The sequence below is a fragment of the Streptomyces sp. NPDC020192 genome (assembly GCF_044388685.1).
In the GTDB taxonomy this organism is placed as follows: Bacteria; Actinomycetota; Actinomycetes; order Streptomycetales; family Streptomycetaceae; genus Streptomyces.
Genome location: NZ_JBIRXG010000002.1, coordinates 514,720 through 534,913 on the forward strand (window position 1 = coordinate 514,720; position 20,194 = coordinate 534,913).

General features: G+C 71.0%; 19 protein-coding genes and 1 pseudogene. 10 read left to right on the forward strand and 10 right to left on the reverse strand.

Annotated elements, in window-relative coordinates:
- Positions 1 to 63 precede the first annotated feature (63 nt).
- The 3 genes from ACH47Z_RS06915 to ACH47Z_RS06925 all read right to left on the reverse strand — a co-directional run bounded on the left by ACH47Z_RS06915 (position 64) and on the right by ACH47Z_RS06925 (position 1,599).
- On the reverse strand, positions 64 to 522 hold the full coding sequence (locus tag ACH47Z_RS06915; protein ID WP_399071289.1) for a hypothetical protein: 459 nt from the start codon (positions 520 to 522) through the stop codon (positions 64 to 66).
- On the reverse strand, positions 519 to 758 hold the full coding sequence (locus ACH47Z_RS06920) for an SHOCT domain-containing protein (protein ID WP_399071291.1): 240 nt from the start codon (positions 756 to 758) through the stop codon (positions 519 to 521). Before ACH47Z_RS06920 ends, ACH47Z_RS06915 begins: the two co-directional genes overlap by 4 nt.
- 94 nt (positions 759 to 852) lie before the next feature.
- Positions 853 to 1,599 carry a PP2C family protein-serine/threonine phosphatase gene (locus ACH47Z_RS06925; RefSeq protein WP_399071293.1) on the reverse strand — a complete coding sequence of 249 codons (747 nt, stop codon included), beginning with the start codon at positions 1,597 to 1,599 and terminating at the stop codon, positions 853 to 855.
- Between the two features lie 114 nt (positions 1,600 to 1,713).
- Between ACH47Z_RS06925 and ACH47Z_RS06930 the strand changes: the two genes are divergently transcribed.
- Positions 1,714 to 2,469, forward strand: coding sequence for an SDR family oxidoreductase (locus tag ACH47Z_RS06930; protein WP_399071295.1), 756 nt, complete (start codon positions 1,714 to 1,716; stop codon positions 2,467 to 2,469).
- Here the strand turns inward: ACH47Z_RS06930 and ACH47Z_RS06935 are convergent.
- The gene (locus ACH47Z_RS06935; protein ID WP_399071297.1) at positions 2,445 to 4,085 is read right to left on the reverse strand and encodes a rhamnogalacturonan lyase B N-terminal domain-containing protein; all 1,641 of its coding nucleotides are present in this window, start codon (positions 4,083 to 4,085) and stop codon (positions 2,445 to 2,447) included. The genes ACH47Z_RS06930 and ACH47Z_RS06935 overlap by 25 nt on opposite strands.
- A 176-nt stretch (positions 4,086 to 4,261) precedes the next feature.
- Between ACH47Z_RS06935 and ACH47Z_RS06940 the strand changes: the two genes are divergently transcribed.
- Together ACH47Z_RS06940 and ACH47Z_RS06945 are read left to right on the forward strand one after the other, a co-directional pair.
- On the forward strand, positions 4,262 to 5,437 hold the full coding sequence (locus ACH47Z_RS06940) for a hypothetical protein (protein ID WP_399071298.1): 1,176 nt from the start codon (positions 4,262 to 4,264) through the stop codon (positions 5,435 to 5,437).
- A gap of 233 nt (positions 5,438 to 5,670) precedes the next feature.
- Positions 5,671 to 7,083, forward strand: coding sequence for an FAD-binding oxidoreductase (locus ACH47Z_RS06945; RefSeq protein ID WP_399071300.1), 1,413 nt, complete (start codon positions 5,671 to 5,673; stop codon positions 7,081 to 7,083).
- Here ACH47Z_RS06945 and ACH47Z_RS06950 read toward each other — a convergent pair.
- Positions 7,068 to 7,802 carry an SDR family oxidoreductase gene (locus tag ACH47Z_RS06950; RefSeq protein ID WP_399071302.1) on the reverse strand — a complete coding sequence of 245 codons (735 nt, stop codon included), beginning with the start codon at positions 7,800 to 7,802 and terminating at the stop codon, positions 7,068 to 7,070. The genes ACH47Z_RS06945 and ACH47Z_RS06950 overlap by 16 nt on opposite strands.
- A 40-nt stretch (positions 7,803 to 7,842) precedes the next feature.
- Entirely contained in the window at positions 7,843 to 8,820 is a 978-nt protein-coding gene (locus ACH47Z_RS06955) for a DMT family transporter (RefSeq protein ID WP_399071304.1), read from the reverse strand.
- Between the two features lie 30 nt (positions 8,821 to 8,850).
- On the opposite strand from ACH47Z_RS06955, the gene ACH47Z_RS06960 reads away from it, so the two are divergent.
- Positions 8,851 to 10,410, forward strand: a complete 1,560-nt coding sequence (locus ACH47Z_RS06960; RefSeq protein ID WP_399071306.1) for a PLP-dependent aminotransferase family protein — start codon at positions 8,851 to 8,853, stop codon at positions 10,408 to 10,410.
- Positions 10,411 to 10,413: 3 nt separating this feature from the next.
- Here the strand turns inward: ACH47Z_RS06960 and ACH47Z_RS06965 are convergent, their stop codons facing one another.
- Complete coding sequence (locus ACH47Z_RS06965; RefSeq protein WP_399071308.1) at positions 10,414 to 12,108, reverse strand: tetratricopeptide repeat protein; 1,695 nt, start codon at positions 12,106 to 12,108, stop codon at positions 10,414 to 10,416.
- 170 nt (positions 12,109 to 12,278) lie between these two features.
- Between ACH47Z_RS06965 and ACH47Z_RS06970 the strand changes: the two genes are divergently transcribed.
- Entirely contained in the window at positions 12,279 to 13,151 is an 873-nt protein-coding gene (locus tag ACH47Z_RS06970) for a polysaccharide deacetylase family protein (RefSeq protein WP_399071310.1), read from the forward strand.
- A 92-nt stretch (positions 13,152 to 13,243) separates the two neighbouring features.
- On the opposite strand, the gene ACH47Z_RS06975 is transcribed toward ACH47Z_RS06970, so the two are convergent.
- Entirely contained in the window at positions 13,244 to 14,071 is an 828-nt protein-coding gene (locus tag ACH47Z_RS06975; protein ID WP_399071312.1) for a ZIP family metal transporter, read from the reverse strand.
- 478 nt (positions 14,072 to 14,549) lie between these two features.
- Between ACH47Z_RS06975 and ACH47Z_RS06980 the strand changes: the two genes are divergently transcribed.
- Positions 14,550 to 15,065 carry a hypothetical protein gene (locus ACH47Z_RS06980; protein WP_399071314.1) on the forward strand — a complete coding sequence of 172 codons (516 nt, stop codon included), beginning with the start codon at positions 14,550 to 14,552 and terminating at the stop codon, positions 15,063 to 15,065.
- Positions 15,066 to 15,270: 205 nt separating this feature from the next.
- Here ACH47Z_RS06980 and ACH47Z_RS06985 read toward each other — a convergent pair whose 3' ends face one another.
- Positions 15,271 to 15,708 (reverse strand): LysR substrate-binding domain-containing protein, encoded by a 438-nt coding sequence (locus tag ACH47Z_RS06985; protein ID WP_399071316.1) that lies wholly within the window; start codon positions 15,706 to 15,708, stop codon positions 15,271 to 15,273.
- On the opposite strand from ACH47Z_RS06985, the gene ACH47Z_RS06990 reads away from it, so the two are divergent.
- Positions 15,616 to 16,191: a cytochrome P450 gene (locus ACH47Z_RS06990; RefSeq protein WP_399071317.1), complete on the forward strand. Its 576-nt coding sequence runs from the start codon at positions 15,616 to 15,618 to the stop codon at positions 16,189 to 16,191. The genes ACH47Z_RS06985 and ACH47Z_RS06990 overlap by 93 nt on opposite strands.
- 47 nt (positions 16,192 to 16,238) lie before the next feature.
- Positions 16,239 to 16,817 carry a hypothetical protein gene (locus ACH47Z_RS06995; protein ID WP_399071319.1) on the forward strand — a complete coding sequence of 193 codons (579 nt, stop codon included), beginning with the start codon at positions 16,239 to 16,241 and terminating at the stop codon, positions 16,815 to 16,817.
- Positions 16,818 to 16,824: 7 nt separating this feature from the next.
- Here ACH47Z_RS06995 and ACH47Z_RS07000 read toward each other — a convergent pair whose 3' ends face one another.
- Positions 16,825 to 17,676, reverse strand: coding sequence for a helix-turn-helix transcriptional regulator (locus ACH47Z_RS07000; RefSeq protein ID WP_399071321.1), 852 nt, complete (start codon positions 17,674 to 17,676; stop codon positions 16,825 to 16,827).
- A 90-nt stretch (positions 17,677 to 17,766) separates the two neighbouring features.
- Between ACH47Z_RS07000 and ACH47Z_RS07005 the strand changes: the two genes are divergently transcribed.
- Complete coding sequence (locus tag ACH47Z_RS07005; protein ID WP_399071323.1) at positions 17,767 to 18,948, forward strand: MFS transporter; 1,182 nt, start codon at positions 17,767 to 17,769, stop codon at positions 18,946 to 18,948.
- Positions 18,949 to 19,089: 141 nt separating this feature from the next.
- Positions 19,090 to 20,178, forward strand: a pseudogene (locus ACH47Z_RS07010) (PP2C family protein-serine/threonine phosphatase).
- The last annotated feature ends 16 nt before the right edge of the window (positions 20,179 to 20,194 follow it).

Genomic DNA, 20,194 nt, shown 5'->3' on the forward strand with positions numbered 1-20,194 from the left:
TCGCGGCTTCCTGCGAGTGCAGCAGACATAGCATCTAAGCAATTGCAGAATTTCGCAATTCGGCTACTGCGAAAGCCGCCGCTGGTGCGCTCGATGGCCTCGGGGTCGTGGAAGCGGCCGTGCCAGGAGTGGTACCAGACATCGCCGGTGGCCGCGTTGACCGAGAGCATGCCGACGATGTTGGTCACGCAGCCACTGGGCGGCGATCCGTACGGCTTGTCCGGGCCCGATCTTCGCGGCACCGGGCCGCGACCCGGGCAGCGGGGCCGTCCGGGCGGAGTTCGGCCCGGCCATGTTGCTGAACCGCATGACCTCCCCGACGTGCAGGCCCCGGCGTTCCGCGAAGCGCCCGGCGGCGTGGTCGGCGTCGGCCAGATCGCGGACCCGTGCCTGCTGGGGCACCTTGGCGCCGGTCATCATCCCGGCCCACGGCCGCCACGACGGGGAGCCGTTGCCCGCGGCCCGGACGATCGAGGCGATCAGCACGGCCAGCGGCAGCGCGCGCCCCCGGGGCCGGTTCACCGTGGCCCGGACCGGTGGGCGGCGAGGCGTTCGCGCGTCTCGGTGTAGGTGTCCGTGTCGATCTCTCCCGAGGCGTAGCGCCGGTCGAGGATCTCCTCCGGGGTCTCCCGGTGCTCGATGCCTCCCCAGCCGCGGCCGGGGCCGGAGGCGCCTGCGGACGAGCTGTGCGTCAGGCGGATCACGGCCCATATGACGAGGCCGATCAGCCCGATCCACAGCAGGGGCACGAAGGCCATCCAGGCCCAGCCACCACCATCCCAGTACATCACCGTGCCTGGACCACCCGGCACCTCTTGCCGCCCCCCGGCCGACCCGACTGACCGCTCCCCGTCATGCGTCGGCGATGCGTACCACGGCGAGTGTGATGTTGTCGGGGCCGCCGGCCGCTATTGCGGCCTTCCAGAGCTCGAAGGCGGCTCGTCCGTCGGCGTGCTCACGCAGTATGTCGTCGAGGACCTCGGTCGGCAGCGGGTCGGTCAGTCCATCGGTGCAGATCAGGTACCGGTCGCCGGGGGAGACGGACGCGGTGGTCACATGGGGGACGACCGGGCGGTACTCCGGAGTGCCGCCGAGGGCCTGAGTCACGACGGAGGTCGTGCGCCGCCCCGGCTCCGGCGCAGGGCTGTCGTCCGTGCTGATCTGCAGCACCCCGCACCTGGGCGCGGCGAGGACCCGGCTGTCCCCGACGTTGAACACCAGCAGCGACCGTGGCGACACGACGGCTCCCGCGACGGTCGTGCCCATCGTGGTCAGCGCACCGCCGCTTGCCTCGGCGGCCGCGTACACCTCGCGGTTGCACGCGTGAAGTGCTTGGCGGACGGCGTCCTCGTCGGTCAGACCAGGCCCGGTCCTGGCGAGCCGGCGGACGACCAGGGCGCTGGCCACCTCGCCGCCGGGCTGGCCGCCGAGCCCGTCGGCGACCGCGACCACCAGCGGCGTACCGAGCGGGAACACCAGCGTCTGCGGATTCTCGGTCACGGTGGAGCACAGCGTCCACGGCCCGGCGACCAGACTGTCCTCGTTGCCGTCGCGGACCAGTCCCGGATGACTCAGCGCGGTGACGGCGACATACGTCATGGAAGGCGACCGCCTTCCCCAGTGGCCCGATGGTGTACCGAGACCATTCTCAAGTGCCCCTCTCGGCCGCGCATCCCGGCCGCGGGGCTGCCTTCCGGGCAGGGCCACGGCACGGTGCCCCTCCTCGTCGGTGGCGCGGGCCGCGGAGGTTGCCGCCATGGAGTCCAGGCCGTCGGCGTCGACGGCCGTACGCAGGCCCTGGGGTGTGTCACCGTCGCGCGCCGAGTTCCCGCTCGACGTCGCAGCGGCCTGGGCGAGGCGTCCGCCGAACACCTGGCGGAACTGGGCGCCCGCATCGAGAACAACGGCGGCCAGGCCCCGGCCGTGGCCGTCGACGTCACCGACGCCACGGCGGTCCGGGCGACGGCCGACCGGGTGGCCGCCGAGCTGGGCGGTGCCGACCTGCTCTTCAACAACGCGGGCGTCATGCTCTTCCACCCGGCCGAGACGCCGGCGGACGGGGGATGGCGCACCGAGGTCGACCTCAATGTCACCGGTCTGACGAACGTCGTCGCCGCGTTCACGCCTCAGCTGGTGAACGCCGGGGCCGAGCGAGGGGTGGCCGACCTGATCAACACCTCGTCGGTCGCGGCGCACTCCGTGCTGCCCGCCTTCGCCGTCTACGCCGCGACCAAGGCGTACGTCAGCCACCTCTCCCGCACTCTGCGGGCCGAGCCGGGCGCCAAGCAGGTACGGTCGGACGCCGTGTCTCGAGCCCCTGGACATCGCGCGGACCGTCGGGTTCCTCGCGAGCCTCCCGCCGCGCGTGAACCTTCCGCACGTCACCGTCATGCCGACCGGCCGGCCCGGCTGACCGGCTACCGCGTACCGGCGGCCCGCCGGGATCAGTACATCTCCACGCAGTCGTAACTCATGCCCGGACTCAGATAACCGCTGCCGCCCGAACCGCTGATGACGTTGATGGTCATCGTGTTGGTGCCGACGACGAGGGCACTGGCCGGGACGGAGTAGGTGAACACGGTGTTGTTGCCGCGGTAGGTGCCGATCGTCAGACTGCGGGAACTCGGCTGGCCGGAGGCGCCGGGCACGGAGGAGGTCCAGTCGTTCACCGTGATCTGGGGGCGGCCGCCGGCGTACGCGGCGGTGATGCCGATGCGGACCGTGCGGGCGGCGATCTGGGCGGAGGTGAGCGAGAAGACCACCCTGGCCGGGTTGTTGACGTCCTTCCACTGGTAGGCGGGGAAGTCGGAGACGGAACTGCTGCCCACGGTGTAGGTGGTCGGTCCCCAGCTGCTCATCCGCGCGTCGGAGGGGTGCATGGAGGTCAGCCGGGAGCCGTTCCTGAACGACGTGGGTGTGCCGTTCCACTCGCCGATGCGGAAGAGCGCGGCGGGCGTCGACCAGGCCGAGGTGATGTTCTGGCCGGTGGTGGCGGCGCCCGCGGTCACCGTCACCGTGCGGGCGGCTACGGCCAGTTCGTCCTGGTACAGCGTCTGCGTGTACGTACCGGGCTTCATCATCGGGCTGCTGAAGTTGCCCGTCGACGCGTCCGGCGTGCACCAGTACTGCGCCGTGCCGTTGGCGAAGCCGACCAGGGCGGCGGAGCCGCTCGCGACGCCGGACGCCTTTCCGCTCACGTAACCGCGCCCGGAGTTCGCCACCGCGCCGCGCAGTCCGAGCCCGTACATGAAGCTCATGTCGGGGGCGCTGGGCGTGCCCGTGCCGCCGACCATGAGGGCGTACGGCCCGTACAGGACGCCGAGTCGCTGACTCTCGGTCTGGTTGTGGGCGGAGAACAGGTAGTTGTACAGCTCGATCGAGGAGTTCGTGCCCTGCTGCTCGATGTCGCGGAAGAAGGGCCCGCCGGCGCTGCTCTCCCGGTTGCCGTACACCATGTGGACGCCGATGCCGCCGCCCGTGACGCCGCGCGGGGTCAGTTCCAGGGCGCGGCGGTTGGAGTAGTACTTCGAGCGGGTCTGGCTGCCGACCTGGTAGATGTCCGAGGACTCGATGGCCGTGCCGCCGCTGATGTCGGACGAGGTGTTGATGCTACTGAGGACGGAGCGGTCGAGGTACTGGATCCAGCGGAGTTCGCCGCCGCCCGCGGAGTCCACGTAGGCTGCCATGTAGATGGTGTTCTGGCCGCTCGCGACGACGAAGTAGTGGATCAGGGTGCCGCTGCCGTACCAGTTGGTGACCGACTCGGTGACGATGACGTAGTTGCCGGTCCGGTTCGCGGTGACTGTCGCCGTACTGCCCAGTCCCGACTCGACGTGGGATCCCTTGGTCCCGGAGGGCTGGAGTTCGGTGCCGTGGTAGTTGAGGGTGGTCATGTCGCCGTTGCTCTGGCTGATCTTGAAGGTCAGTCCGGCGCCGGTGTTCACGGCGTAGTAGCCGCCGCCGCTGGTGTAGCCGAAGCCCGCGGCCCGGGCGGGAGAGGCGGCCGTGAGGACGGCCGCGCCCGCGCCGCCGAGGGGGACGAGGGCGGCGGAGGCCGCGAGTACGGATCGTCCGCTGATGGCCAATTCCGGTTCCTTTCACGGGGGTTGGGATCCGGGAGGAGCGCGGAGCATGCGAGAAAGCGCTTACCGTCAGCGGGGGAACGTAGCAACGCCCGTCACACGCGTCAATCGGCGGCAACCGATCCGCGGTCGCCAGCGACTTCACGGCATCAACGAGTCGCAACGAGTCGGAGGCAGACATGACTTCACGCAGACGCCGGACCCCACGCCGTACCGTCATCGCCGCGGCCACCGCCCTGGGCGCGGCCGCGGTCGCCGTGCTCGCTCCCGGTTCCTGGGCGGATCCGGCCGGTCCGGTCCCGGCCGCCCGGGCGGCGCTGGCGTTCGACGGCGCGGTGGGCTACGGCGCGTCGGCCACCGGGGGCACGGGCGGGACCACGTACCACGTGACCACCCTCAACGACTCCGGCAGCGGTTCGTTCCGGGACGCGGTGAGCAGATCGCATCGCATCGTGGTGTTCGACGTGGGCGGCTACATCACGCTGAACTCCGCGGTGTCCGTGGCCGACGACCTCACCATCGAGGGCGACACCGCGCCCGGCCAGGGCATCGGCCTGCGCGGCAGAGAGGTGTCCTTCTCCAACTCCTCGAACGACATCGTGCGGTACGTCAGATTCCGGGAGGGCACGCTCGACCCGGCGAACGGCAAGGCGAGCCTCGCGCTCGCCGACGCGAGTGACATGGTCTTCGACCATGTGTCGGTGGAGTTCGCCAAGTGGGACGACGTCGACGCCGTCGGCGCCAAGAACATCACCGTGCAGAACTCGATCATCGCCGACCCGATCGGGCAGCGGTTCGCCGCGCACACCGAGGGCGGACCGTTCACCTGGTACCACGACGTCTTCGCCGACGCGCACAACCGCAACCCGCTGGCCAAGGCCGACACGCAGTTCATCGGCAACGTCGTCTACGACTACCAGGGCGGGTACACGGCCGGGAACTCCGGCGGGACCTTCCAGCACGACGTGGCCGACAACGCCTTCATCGCGGGACCCGTCACCGGCACGCCATCCAACGCCTCCTACCAGATGGCCCATCAGACGGTCTGGAACAGCGGCAACATCCTGGACCGCGACACCGACGGCACGCTCGGCGGTACGGCGCTCGGTGTCGGCGCGGGCGCCACCGCGCTCGCCTCCCCCTGGTCGCCGACCACCCCGTCCCTGACGGCCGCCGCGGGCAGTGCGCAGCGCGCGTACGCCCAGGACATCGCTCAGGCCGGCGACCTGCCCCGGGACGACGTCGACTCCCTGGTGATCGCCGACGTCAGCTCGCTCGGCACCAGCGGACGGCTGTGGTCCTCCCAGAGCCAGACCGGCTTGGACAACGACGGCTACGGAACGATCACCGGGTAGGCCGTCTCCCCGTACCAAGGGCAGGTACGGCGAGGGCGAGGCGCACGATCGAGATGCGGACGGGAATCGGTCCGCCGAGACTGGTGACAGGCAGCGTGTCCGCGTGCCCGCGGGCACCTGCCCGCCGCGCGGACGGAACGTCGCGCACGCCCCCGCCAGCCGCCCGGACGCCGCGCCCCGCACGTCCGTGACCACTGACTGACCACTGTCTTTCCGGAGGGGTGTGTCCGGCCATGGGCGACATCGACGACACGGCTCTGCTCAGCTTGCGCGACGCTCTGCGAGGACGCGTCCTCGCTCCCCGGGATCCGGGCTACGACGAGGCCCGCAGCATCTACAACGCCATGATCGACCGGCGCCCCGCGGCCATGGCGCAGTGCGTCGACGTCGCGGACGTGCGCAACGTGATCACCTTCGCGCGGGAGACGGGGACGGACCTGGCGGTGCGCGGCGGCGGCCACAGCGGGCCCGGGCTCTGCCTGCTGGACGACGGGCTGATGCTCGACCTGTCGCCCATGCGCTGGGTCCACGTGGATCCGGAGGCCAGGATCGCGCGCGTGGGCGGCGGCAGCCAACTCGGCGATCTGGACCACGCGACGCACGCGTTCGGCCTCGCCGTGCCGGCCGGGATCATGTCGACCACCGGGGTGGGAGGCCTGACCCTGGGCGGCGGGCACGGATATCTGACCCGCAGGTACGGTCTCACCATCGACAGCCTGCTGTCCGCCGACGTCGTCCTCGCCGACGGCTCCTTCGCCACCGCCTCCGAGCACGACCACCCGGACCTGTTCTGGGCGCTGCGGGGCGGCGGCGGCAACTTCGGAGTCGTCACGTCGTTCACCTTCCGGCTGCACCCCGTGCACACGGTCGGCGTCGCGGTGACCGTGTGGCCCGTCGACCGGGTCCGCGAGGTGCTGCAGTGGTACCGCGCGTTCCTGCCCGCCGCGCCCGCGGACCTGTACGGCTTCTTCGCGATGCTCGTCGTGCCGCCCGGCCCGCCCTTCCCGGAGCCCATCGACGGGCAGAAGATGTGCGCCGTGGTGTGGTGCTGCACCGGCGACCTGGAGCAGAGCCGCCTGGATGACATGCTGTCCGTGGTCAACGACCCGGCACCGACCGCCTTCCACTTCGCCACTCCCATGCCCTACCCCGCCCTGCAGACCCTGTTCGACACCCTGCTCCGCAGGGGCTTGCAGTGGTACTGGCGCGGTGACTTCTTCGACACCATCTCCGACGACGCCGTCGCGGTGCACGAGAAGTACGGCCAGAACCTCCCCACCGGCCTGTCGACGATGCACCTGTACCCGGTCGACGGCGCCCCCCACGGCATCGGTGCCGACGACACGGCCTGGGCCTACCGGGATGCCGTGTGGTCCGGCGTGGTCGCGGGGATCGACCCCGAACCCGGCAACGCCGACCTGATCCGGCGGTGGTGCGTCGACTACTGGACCGACCTGCACCCCCACTCCATGGGCGGCTCCTACATCAACTTCCTGGGAGAACAGGAGAGCCCGGAGCGTGTCCGGACCACCTACCGCGGCAACTACGACCGGCTGGCAGCCGTCAAGCACGCCTACGACCCGGACAACTTCTTCCACGCCAACCAGAACATCCCGCCGTCGGCCGCCGGTCAGCGGGTGGTGTAGCCCCCGTTGAGGAAGAGCGTCTGGCCGTTGGCCCACCAGCCGTCGCTCAGCAGGTGCCGCACCCACGGCACGATGTCCTCGATCTTGGTGAGGTCACCGTTCATCGCGGAGGACTTGTGGTACGCGACGGACTCCTCGTCCTCGGCCGGGTAGAAGAACGAGGTGTCCATCGGTCCCGGAGCGATGTTGTTGACCGAGATGTTCCGGCCGAACAGTTCCTTGGACAGGGCCCGGGTGAAGTGCTCGACCGGAGCCTTGCTGCCCGCGTAGGCGGAGTACAGGCCGGTGTACGCGGCGAGCAGCGAGGTGACGATCGTGATGATCTTCCCGCCGTCCTCGATACGGCGTGCGGCCTCACGCATGACGAAGAACGCGGCCTTGGAGTTGACCGCGAACATCCGGTCGTACTCCTCCTCCGTGATCTCGGTGAGTGGCTTCTTCAGCACCATGCCGGCGGTGTTGATGCTGTGGTCGAGCTTGCCGAACCGGTTCACGACCTCGTCGAAGACCCGCTCCACCCCGGCCGGCCTGGTCAGGTCGGCCTGGATCGCGAACGCCTCGCCCGGTCCCTTGCTGATCTGGGCCACGATGTCCTCGGCCCTGGCCCGGGAGGAGTCGCTGTTGTAGTGCACCGCGACCAGCGCGCCTTCCGCGCCGAGGGTGGTGCTGATCAGCCCGCCGAGATTGCGGGACGCGCCGTAGATCTTGAACGATCCCATCACCACTGGAACAGACCGCTCACGACGTCAGGTAGGCCCGTCAGCGCGGTCTCTGGTCGGTGAAACCCTCCTCCGTCGCGATCTCCGCGATCGGAATGCCGGTGTGCGAGGCCGGTTGATCCACGGCCGTGACCTCCGTGGCGGGAATGTCACGCCGGCGCAGGCCACCGACCAGTCCGAGGACCAGGACGGCGATGCCCAGCCATACCGACGGCCTGGGCGCGCCGCTGCCCGAGACGGCGCCGACGACCGCCGCGGCGAGCGGTGCGAGCCCGGTGAGCAACCCGGCTCGCCCGGCCCCGACGGCGCGGACCGTCGAGTACCACAGCACGAAGGCGACCGCCGTCACCATCAACGCCAGATAACCGACGGCCGCCCACTGGGCACCCGTCAACTTCCGCACGGCCGAAGGCCCTTCCGATGCCCCGCCGAGGACGGCCAGCAGCACGGCGGCCAGCCACATCGCGTGCACGGACACTCCCCACGGCGAATGCCGGCGCAGCACCGGCACGGCGAGCAGCGTGAACGCTGCCTCGCAGGCGAGGGCCAGCGCCGCCCAGGCCACCCCGACGGCATCGGTGCGGCCCGTTCCCTCCACCAGCACCGCACCGGCCATGACGACAGGCGCCGCCAACAGGACCTGCCGACTCGGCCTGCGTCGCTCCAGCGCGGGTCCCACCACCCCGAGAACCACCGGTACGCACGCGACCGCGACGGCGACCACCGCGGGCTCCGCGTGCGCGACGCCCCGGACCACGGCCACGTTGAACAGCACCAGACCGCTGACCGCGATCCCGGCCAGCCACACCCACTCCCGGCCACGTGGCCACACCAGGCGAGCACCGGTGAGCCGGGCCATGACCAGCAGGATCGCGGTCGCGGCCGCGTACCGGACCGCCTGAGTAGTGAACAGCGGTGCGTCGACGAGCGTGCGCGAGACGGTGACGCTGCTGCCGACCAGCGTCATGCCGACCATGCCGGGGAAGAGCCGGGCGAACGAAGCGGAAGGTGTGTCCATGCGGCCTACGCTGCCCCCACAATGGACGTCATGGACAGGTCCACAATGCCCTCGGCACAGAGGTCCAAAAGTCCGCGCCCGGCGACGGAGGCGGACGGGCCGGCGGACAGCACGCCGGCCTCCGGCACGGCCGCCGGCTCGGACTTCCTCCAGCTGGACATCGGGCAGGCGCCGCCCGGCGGACGTACCGCCTGGCTCGCCGACAGGCTGCGGTCGGCCATCGCGGACGGCCGGCTGCCTGTCGGAGCGCGGCTGCCCGCCAGCCGCGTACTCGCCGAGGAGCTACGCGTCACCCGTGGCGTGGTCACCGAGGCCTACCGGCGGCTCGCCGAGTCCGGCCAGATCGCCGGTCGCGGCCGGCTCGGCACGGTGGTCGTGGCGGCTCCCGCCGCACCCAGCGAACGCGCCCGCGACACGGCGGGCCCCGCGTTGTTCGGCTCGGACGACCGCGAGGGCGTGGTCGACGCACTGCGCGCCCTGCCCTGCCACATCGATCTCTCCCCGGGCGTCCCCGACCTCGCCGCCTTCCCCCGTACCAGCTGGCTGCGCGCCGAACGTGCCGTCCTCGCGTCCGTCACCCCGGCCGACTTCGGCTACGGCGACCCCCGGGGTGCCCCCGCCCTCCGCCGGGCCGTGGTCGGCTGGCTGGCCCGCAACCGCGGTATCCGCGCCGACCCGGACGAGGTGGTGGTGGTCGCGGGCGTGGCGCAGGCCCTCGGCCTGCTCGGGCAACTCCTGCGGGCGGACGGGATCCTCCGCATCGCCGTCGAGGACCCCGGCTCGCTCGGAGCGCGCCAGCAGTTGGAATACAGCGGCCACGAGATCGTCCCCGTCCCCGTGGACGCGGGCGGCCTCGACGTCGCGGCGCTGCGTGCCACCGGCGCCCGGGCGGTGCTGCTGACCCCGGCCCACCAGTTCCCCACCGGGGTCGTCCTCGACGGGGAACGCCGCCGCGAACTGCTGAGCTGGGCGGCCGACGGCGGGGTCGTCATCGAGGACGACTACGACGCCGAGCACCGTTACGACCGGCCGCCGGTACCGGCACTGCGCTCGCTGCTGCCCGACGGCGTCTGCTACGCGGGCAGCGTCTCCAAACTCCTCGCGCCCGCGCTTCGGGTGGGCTGGCTCCTCGTCCCGCCGGGCCGGCGGGACGCCCTCGTGACGGCCAAACGGTACGCCGACCTCGGCAACGGCATCCTCACCCAGCTCGTTCTCGCTCGCCTGATGGACTCGGGCGAGCTGGAACGTCACCTGCGCCATGTCCGGCTGCGCCACCGCAGGCGCCGGGACGTGATGCTGCGAGCCATCGAGAAGCACCTGCCCGGCGCCCGCGTCCACGGGGCGGCCGCCGGCCTGCACCTGATGGTCACCTTCGACGCCCCGTGGGGAGGCGCCCACGGCGACGGCTTGCGCGACACCGACCTCGCCGCGGCCGCTCTGGCACGGGGCGTCAAGGTGCACCCACTCTCCTGGCACCGGATCAACCCCGGGCCACCGGGCCTGGTCCTCGGCTACGCGGCAGGCCCCGCCCACGAGATCGACGAAGGCGTCGCCGCCATCGGCACCGCCCTGCGCGGCCTTCACCGGTGATGCTCAGCGCTCTCCGGCACAGCAGCCGTGCCGGGCCGCGGAACCCGCCACGGTGTTCAGGCGGCAGAAGCAGGACGCCTCGATCGGTACGTCCGCCATCGCCGCGGCGATCTTCAGCTGCTGGGCCACGATCTGCGCCTCTCCCTCCTTGCCGAGCCGTACGAGGCACTCGTGGAGGCCGTGCAGCGCCCAGACGTTGCCCGGATGCTGCAGCGGGCGGGGCAACGTGCCGTCGAGCCCGAGGTCGGCGCGGTACACGGCCTCGGCCTCCGCGACCAGGCCCTGTTCGAGGAGCAACGCGCCGTATGCGTGCCGGGTGGGCTGCATCCACCCCCACGGCTCGTCGTACGGAAGGCCGTCATCCAGCTCGATCGACCGGCGCAGTGCCGCGAACGCCGACTCGTGCTTCCCCCTGCGGTAGTCCAGCTCGCCGTCCAGCATGTGCCTGGCGATCGCCAGGATGTCCGTACAGGTGTTGTTGAACAGCATCCGGGTCTCCGGGACCCGGGCGGCGGCCTCGCGGAAGAGCGCCCGTTCCGCGTCGGCCTCGTCGATCCGGCCCAAGGCCGAGAGAGCGACCCCGCGCGCGTACCGCAGCATGGCCGTGGTCACGCAGTACAACTGCGCGTCGTCCGGCATCGCAAGACTCAGGATGTCGTCCCAGCGGCCGAAGCGGATGAGCACGTGCACCCGCATCGCGAGGAAGCCCTCCAGCCAGTCCGCCATGGGAGGGCTGTCCACGCGCAACAGTTCCTCGGGTACGGCCGTTTCGAGCCGGTCCGCTGCTTCGACGGCGTCCTGGAAGCGGCCGAGGAACATCGCGCCGTAGATCTTGAAGTGGTGGTTGTGACACCGGTACAGGGTGTAGAAGTTCATCGCCCCGGCCCTGGCGTGGAACTTCTCGTCGGCCGCGATCGCCTCGGTGTTGTCGGAGATCACCCGGCGGTAGTCGCCGCAGAGCACCTCCAGGTGTGACGGCATGTGCTGAAGATGGCCCGCGTCCGGTACCAGGCCGCGCAGCCGGTCGCCCGCGGGCAGGGCCGCCTCGGGCGTCGGGGACATCTCCATCAGGTGGATGTACATGTGGAGCAGACCCGGGTGCCGCCGGCCCGCCTCCGTGGCGATCAACCGCTCGAGTACCACCTGCGCTTCCGCGGTGCGCGAACCCGGGGCCGGCCTGCCCGTGCGGATGTCCCACAGCCGCCAGGGCGTGAGGTTCATCAGGGCGTCGGCGTACAGGGTGGCCACATCGAGGTCGTCGGCCGCCATTTCGTGCACGCCCCGCATGCTGTCGGCGTAGGCGACGTTCCACACGGAACCGTCGTCGGCACCCGGGGCCTGGGCCCGTGGATAGCGGGCACGCAACGCGCCGATGAGGGCCTGTTCGACCGGGGTCGCGCCGACGGCCTTCGCCTCTGCGCGCCGCACGGCGGCATGCGCACGCCCCACCGTCCGCCCCAGGTCCTGCTCGTCGAAGAACTCCCAGGGCTTGTTGTAGTTGGGACCGAGCGCGTAGGCCAGGCCCCACTCGGCCATGGCACACCCGGGATCCGCCGCGGCGGCGGCCTCGAAACAGCGGACGGCCTCTTCGTGGTTGAAGGCGTACGTCCAGTTCAGCCCGCGATCGAACCACGTCTGCGCCTCGGAGGACGACGTCGTCACGCGCCGGCCGTGGCTGCCGAGGTCGTAGTAGCGCATACGAACTCCTCAAGGCTGACGGCCAACCGCCCCCGTGACGGGGTGGGCACCACGGTGTCGCACGCGGTCTGCCGCGTAGTGAATTCACACCTGGCTATAGATCTTTTTCTTGCCTGGTCAGGTTATCTTCTCAGCGAATCATGGTCGTAGGTCAGCTGGGAGCCGGCACGGTGAAATGGCACATGGGTCGGGGCGGGTGGTACCGGCCGGTGACGGCGACGGTCGCGCTGGCCCTGGCTGTCGGCGGCTGCAGCACGGGCGGTGGCAGCGGACGCGGTCATGCGGGCCTCACCTCGCCGCCCGCCGCGCCGAGCGGCGCCGTCGGCAGCGCGCCCAGCACTCCCGACACCACGGCCTGGCGCAAGTGGGGCCTGACGCCGTTGCCGGCCGCCCCGAAGCCACCTGCCGACAAGCCGGTGAAACTCTCCGCCACCGGAACCGTTCCGGTCTTCACCCACATCGCGACCACGCAGAAGGTCGTCTTCATCACCGTGGACGACGGACAGGAGAAGGACCCCAAGTTCATCGGGATGATGCGGGACCTGAGGATCCCGATCACGATGTTCCTGATGAACGACGCCATCAAGTCCGACTACGGGTACTTCAAACAACTGCAGGCACTGGGCAACCCCATCGAGAACCACACCCTGCACCATCCCGTGATGAGCACCATCCCCCTGGCCCGCCAGAAGGAGGAGGTGTGCGGCGACCAGAAGATCCTCACCCGGGAGTACGGCACCGCACCGCTGCTCTTCCGCCCGCCCTACGGCGCGTACAACGACAACACCAAGATCGCGGTCGGGGAGTGCGGACCCCGCGCGATCGTGTGGTGGCGGGAGTCCATGCAGATCCGCAACATGCAGTACCAGGCGCCGGACAAGAAGCTGCGTCCCGGTGACATCATCCTCGCCCACTTCCGGGGCCCCAGTGAACTCAAGGGCGCCACGATGACGCAGATGTTCGCCAACCTGCTCAGGCGCATCCAGGCGCAGGGATTCGCCGTAGCGCGCCTGGAGGACTACATCCAGCCACCGACCAGCTGAATCCCGGGCGTGAGGCGGTCTTTCCCCCGGCGGACATGCACCGCCGGGGGAGCGCGGGGAGGTCGGATATCCGCCCGCGGGACTCGGGAGGCTCAGGCGCCGGCCGCGGTGACCACGGCGTCGGTGGCGAAGCCCAGGAGCAGGCCGAGGAGGACGCACCAGGTGGTGAGGGTCTTCAGGTTGGCCTTGCGGGCCACGGCGAGCAGTTCGATGACGACGTAGAGGATCGAGCCGGCGGCCAGGCCCAGGAAGGCGATGGAGAGGGTGTCGTCGACGAGGTGCTGGCCGACGAGGGTGCCGAGGAAGGTCGGGCCGCCGCCGATCAGGCCCAGCCAGAAGAGCGCGGCCCACGAGGGGCGTTCGCCCTCGGCGGCGAGCGGGGCGACGATACCGAAGCCCTCGGTGGCGTTGTGCAGGCCGAAGCCGATGATGAGCAGCACGGCGAGGGAGAGTTCCCCCTTGGCGGCTGAGTTGCCGATGGCCAGGCCCTCGGCGAAATTGTGCAGGCCGATCCCGGTCGCGATCATCAGGGCGAGCGAGGCCGCCTGGCTGCGGGTCTTCGGTGCCAGTTCCGTCGCCGCGGCCGCGCCCGGACCGGTGGGACGCGCGGCGGCGGCCCGGCGGCGGGCTGTCCAGGCGTCGTAGTACACCAGTCCGGCGAGGCCGACGGTGAGCCCGGCGGCGAGGACGAGTCCGCCGGAGGCGACCGTCGCCCAGTGGTGGTCGCTCAGCGCTTCGTCGACCGGTTCCCAGGCGTGCGTGAGAACGTCCCACACGAGGAAGACGAGGATGCCGATCGCCACGGCGTTCAGTCCGGCCCTCAGGCGCGGCGTCGGTGTGCGCAGCCGGCCGAGCGGGAGACCGAGGTAGATGGTGAAGCCCGCGATGGCGCCGAGCAGGGCGATGTTCGCGCTGGACATGGGGAGAACTCCGGGGGACGTGCTCTGAGGGTGGGCCTGGTGGGGGCAGGCGGCCCTGGGGACGACTCCACCATAGATTAGGTGAGCCTTGCCTAAGAGCTTCCTGTGTGGTGCTTGGGTGAATCTTGGCGGGCCCGTTGCCGGTCCGTGTCCTGCGGCGACGGGCTGTCATGTCGACGCGTTACGAGCCCCTTAACACGACTCACCTCATCGCATCCGGAGCGACACGCTGACCGTAAGGGGTGAGCAGGCGTCAGAAGATCATTCGAAAAGGCTAATCGTATGCCAATCTGCTTTTCATAGTGTGGAGTTGATATCCAGCCAGATGCCCGAAACATGGCGCATGGCGCCGTAGATGCCCCGAACGGCGCTGTAGCACCGATCTTCCGAAATGACCGTCATGTCGACTGTGTGTACGTTCATTGACGAGTCGGCCGACGGGTCGGCATCTCTCTGAGTCAGAGACAGGAGAAGCGATATGAAGATCGCTCGTTCCACCATGGTCACCGCCGCTGTCGGGGCAACCGCTGCCCTGGCCGCGACTGGCCTCACCTACGCCTCGGCTGCCTCTGCCTCGGCGCCCCAGGCGGCCCCGGCCGCTGTCGTCGCGGCACCCCAGGGTGGCGATTCCGGACAGGGCAACAACAACGAGAGCTGGGGCAAGGGCAACGAGGGTCGCGGAGAGGAGGGTCGCGGAGAGGAGCGCCGCAGAGAGGAGGGCCGCATCCACATCAACGAGCGGTCGTACTCCAGCCGCCCGGGCGACTGCATTACCGTCCTCAGCGACCTGGGCGCCAAGAGCGTGAACGTCCGCAACGACAGCAACAAGACTGTCGAGGTGTTCCGCGGAGCGGTCTGCGACAACGGCGCTCCCATCGCCACCGTCGGCCCCCACAGCTCCAGCTTCGGCGTCCACCCGTGCCCGACCGACGCCGTCAAGGTCGAGCACGGCGTGGTCGCCAGCTTCCGCGTGATCCGTCACCACGGGGACTAGTCCTCAACCGACCGCACGACATGGAGCCCCGGCCCGCCGGAATCGGGCCGGGGCAACCGTTGTCCGACAGCCACGTGCCGTGCACACCCCGCCAGAGTCGGATACCGGCCGCCGTGCGTTCGGCATCCGTGTGGCTGTCCATTCCTTGGACAGCAGCCAGGCGGCGACGTCCGGGTCCTCGACCGGGGTGATGTCGGGTAGCCGCTCAGACCAGCCGCTTGAGGACGTCTTCGACGGCGTCGACGAGTGGGTCGCCCTCGGTGCCAGGTCGTCGTACCAGTCCGAGTTCGACCTCGGGGAGCTGGGGCAGACCGCGGGCGGCGGTGCCCGGTTCGACGGTGGCCGGGAGGAGGGCGGCGGCGCCGAGGCCGGCGCGGACGGCCGCGCGGACGCCGGGCAGGCTGGTGCTCTCGAAGGTGGTGTGCCAGCGGCGTCCGCCTTCGCCACCGTCTCCGCCGGCCCCGAGGTCATGCGGGCGGGCTGGGCGGCGCTGTTCGGCTACCTCCAGGAACTGCTCGCCGCCAAGTCGCGAGAGCCCGGCGACGACCTGATGAGCAGGCTCGCCACGGAACGCGTCGCCACCGGCGAGGCCACCCGGGCGGAGGCGGCCGGGCTGCTCGTCCAACTGCTCATCGCCGGGCACGAGACGACCGCGAGCATGCTCTCGCTCGGCGCCGTCGCGCTCCTACGTCATCCCGACCAGCTGGCCGCGCTGCGCGCGGACGAGGCTCTGGTGCCGGGCGCGGTGGAGGAACTCCTGCGCTACCTCACCGTGGTCCACATCGGGCTGCGCCGCATCGCCACGGCGGACGTCGAGATAGGCGGGGTCACCATCCGCGCCGGCGAAGGCGTGGTGATCGCCCTGCAGGCTGCCAACCGGGACCCCGCGGTCTTCACCGCCCCGGACACGCTCGACCTCACCCGGGACGCCGGCCGGCACCTGGCCTTCGGTCACGGTCTGCACCAATGCCTCGGCCAGTCACTGGCCCGGGCCGAACTCCAGATCGCACTGCCGATGCTGTTCCACCGGCTGCCAGGACTGCGCCTCGAGGGTCCCGCGCCGGAGGACCTGGCGTTCGAGGGGCGCGCGGTCCACGGGATCAGGGAACTGCCCGTGGCCTGGTGAAGCCCACCGAGAACATCCGTGGGCACGAACTAGGCGATGATGGGCTCATGACGCAGCCTCGGCGAGCCTTCGACGACCTCGTTCACCTCTGCCCGCCGCCGGTCGGCCCACTGCCCGCTGTGGACTGGGCGGAGGCCGAGCGCGCCCTCGGCACGGCGCTGCCCGCGGACTACAAGCAACTGGTCGAGAGGTACGGCGACGGACTGTTCGACGAAACGGTCTGGCTGCTCGTGCCTGACTCCGCCCACGGCGACCGCGACCTGCACGCGCAGACCGCGGAACGGGCCGAGATCCTGGCCGGGTTGTGGGACATGGGCGAGGAGAGCCCCGCCCAACTGCTGGAGCCGGGCGCGCGGGTCCTGCCGTGGGCGTTCGAGGAGGGCACGGGGGCGTTCCTGTACTGGCTGGTGCGGCCCGGTCAGCACCCCGACGAGTGGACGGTGCTCTACAACGAGGGGCGCGGCCCTCTGTGGGAGCATCACGACGTGGGATGCGTCGCCTTCCTGCTCGCGGTGCTGACGAGGACGGCGCAGACGGAGTACTTCGGCTACCTCTACGAAGTGCTCCAGCCGCAGGAGCACCGCTTCGTGACGGCTGACGAGTTGCTGGGGGCGCCCAAGCAGTGACCGGGTCTCACCCCGTGATGTGCCGCGCGGTGGTGTCCTCCAGCGCCCGGCGGGTGGAAGGATCCGCCGGAAATCGCGCGACGAGGTGCAGGTCGGGGTTTTCGGCCGCGATCAGCTTGGTCTGCCGGAACGTCAGCGGTCCGAGCCGTGGGTGGTCGAAGCGTTTGAGTGCCGGGGTGAAGCCCGCCACGTCGTGGCGATCCCAGCGTGCGGGGAACCCCGGGTCGGTGCTGGAGACGTCGTCGACGATCTCGGCGAAGCGCGGATCGTCGGGGTGGCGGTCGGCGGAGGCGCGGAACTGCGCCAGCACCGCCCAGGACTCGGTCTGCCAGTTCTTCAGGATGGTGCGCATGGGCTGCCAGCCGAAGTACAGCCAGATCATGTTGCGGCGCTTCGCGGGCAGTTCGTCGAAGCCGGCGTAGAGGGCTGCCTCGGCTTCGTTGTGGGCGAGGATGTCCCAGTGCCGGTCCAGCAGGCAGGCCGGGTTCGGGGCCAGGGCGGTGACGGTGGCGCGGAGGTGGTCGCCCACGGCGGGACAGCCCTCGGCGACCGGGTGCGGACCGGAGTCGTTCTCGCCGGCGAGGTCGAAGACATGGCGCCGTTCGGCCCCGCTCAGCCGCAGGGTGGTGGCCAGCGCGTCGAGGACCTGGCCGGACGCCGCGATCGGGCGCCCCTGCTCCAGCCACGAGTACCAGGACACGCTCACGCCAGACAGCAGCGCGACCTCCTCGCGGCGCAGGCCGGGTGTTCTGCGCCGGGGTCCTCCGGTCAGGCCGACGTCGCTCGGGGTCAGGCGCTCGCGCCGCGAGCGCAGGAACTGGCCGAGCGTCGCGCGGCGCTGTGCTTCACGATCGTCCATGGTGGGCCCAAGGCTATTACTTCCGCTCCCAGGATGATCGCTGAGCGCTTGGAGGCCGGGAGGAGCCCGCGGCGGGCCGACGATGAGTACATGACACTCAGTCAATCGGCCGTGCCGGGTGCTTTCTCGGAGACCCGGGTGCCGCTCCCGCTCACCGTTGCCGCCTTCACCGCCAACTTCGACCGGTTCGCCCTCGGCCCGGTCCTGGTGACTGTCGCCGCTGCCCTGCGCGTTCCGCTGACCGCCACGGTGGCCCTGGCCGGCGGCTACGCCCTCGCCTACGGTCTGTCGCAGCCGGTCTGGGGCGTGCTGTCCGACCGGATCGGGCGGCTGCGCGTGGTCCGCACAGGGCTGACCCTCGCCGCGCTCGCAGGCATGGCCTCGGCCGTGGCGCCGAACCTGGCGGCGCTCGCCGTGCTGCGTATCCTCGCCGGGTTTGCCTTCGGCGCGGTGGTGCCGTCGTCGCTGAGCTTCGTCGGCGATGCGGTGGCCCCTGAACGCCGACAGGGCGTGCTCGCCGACCTCATGGCGGCGCTCGGGCTCGGCAGCGGCCTGGCCGCCCTGTTCGCCGGGGTGGTCGCGCACTGGCTGAGCTGGCGGCTGGTGTTCGCGGGTCCGGCGATCGTGGCCACGGCGGCCGCGGTCGGGCTGCGCGGCGCCGCCGAGCCGGATCGCGCCCCGGTCGGCAGCCTGGCGGGGCAGGTCGGGGCTGTGCTGCGGGCCCGGTTCGCGTACGTCGTCATCGCGCTCGGCGTGGTCGAGGGCGCCGTGCTGCTGGGCGGTCTGACCTTCGTGGCCCCGGCGCTGCAGCACCGTGGCCTGTCCGACGCCGCGGCCGGGGCGATCACTGCCCTGTACGGCGCGGGAACGCTGGCGTTCACCCGCGCCGTCAAGGCCCTGACGCGGCGGATCCCGCCGCACGGCCTGGCCGCGATCGGCGGCGGATTCGTGGTCGTCGGATACACAGCCGCGGCCGCGGCGCCCGGCGTGTGGACCTACGCGCTGGTGGCCACGCTGCTGGGCGCGGGGTGGGCGTTCCTGCACTCCACGCTCCAGGCGTGGGCGACATCGGTGGTGCCCGAGGCGCGCGGAACGGCGGTCTCGTGCTACGTCGCCGCGCTGTTCGTCGGCAGTGCCCTCGGCGCCGGGCTCGGCGGCAAAGCGGCCGACCACGCGCGGTTCGGGGCGATCTTCGGCCTGGCCGCCGCCGCGACCGTTCCGCTGACCCTTGCGGTGGTCGTCGGTCGGCGCCGCTTCACCGCCCGCGGTTAGCCCGTCGCGTGGCCGCAGACCGGTGGCCTGGAGTCGCCTTCGGTCTCCTCCGCGACGTGAGGGTGGCCGAGCGCGTCCGGCGAGTAGATCCTGGGGTTGGCCGGTGGGCCGTCGGTAGATACGGGAAGAGGTGCGGCCACCATGACAGCGCACGTCGATCACTCGGCCCTGTTCGCCGCCATTCCCAGCCCCTACCTGGTCCTGGGCCCTGATCTGGTGATCGTGGAGGTCAACCGTGCCTACCTGGAGGCCACCGGGCGGACCCGGCAGGACCTGGTGGGCCAGCACGTCTTCCAGGCGTTCCCGGACAACCCGTCCCGACGGGCAGGTGGCGTGGATCATCCACCGGGTGGAGGACGTCACCGCGTTCGTCAGGGACCGGCAGGCTGCCCGTCCCGTGGGCGCCGGAGCCGGTGAGCGCCTGGATGTGGCTCTTTCGCTGGAGGCGGAGCTGTACGCGTGGGCGCGGGAACTGCAACGCCTGAACGAGGAACTGCGCAGCGCCCACACCCGGGAACGGGAGGTCGCCGTCACGCTCCAGGAGGCCTTGCTCCACGCCCCCGACCTGGCGCACCACGCACACGACATCGCGGTGCGCTACCTGCCGGCCACCGGCTCACTGAACGTGTGCGGCGACTGGTACGACATCGTCGACATCCCGCCGGACCGTATCGCCCTGGCCGTCGGGGACGTCGTCGGTCACGGCCTCCAGGCCGCCGCGGTCATGGGCATGCTGCGCAGTGCCCTGTCGGCGGCCATCCGCGCGCTGGAGCGCCCCGCCCCGCCCAGGCTCTGGAGGTGCTGGGCCTGTACGCCCGCTCGATCGAGGATGCCCTCGGTACGACCGCGGTCAAGGCGATGGTCGACCGGCGCAGCAAACTGATCAGCTACAGCAGCGCCGGCCATCCGCCCCCGCTGCTGGTACACACCGACGGCCGGGTCGAGCTGCTGGACCAGGCGACCGACCCGCCGCTCGGCGCCCGGCCGGAACACGTGCCCCGTGCGCAGGCCAGCACCCCCTACAAACCGGGCGACACACTGGTGCTGTACACCGACGGGCTCATCGAACGCCGCGAGGAGGACATCGACGTCGGCTTGGACCGCCTGACCAGCCTCCTCGCCGAATCCCGCCGACTGGGAGCCGAGGAGCTCGCGGACACGCTGCTCGCTCGGCTCGGGGTGGCCGGCGGCGGCCGGGACGACGTCGCCCTCATCGTCGTACGCCTGTGAGGACACGTTCTGCCGG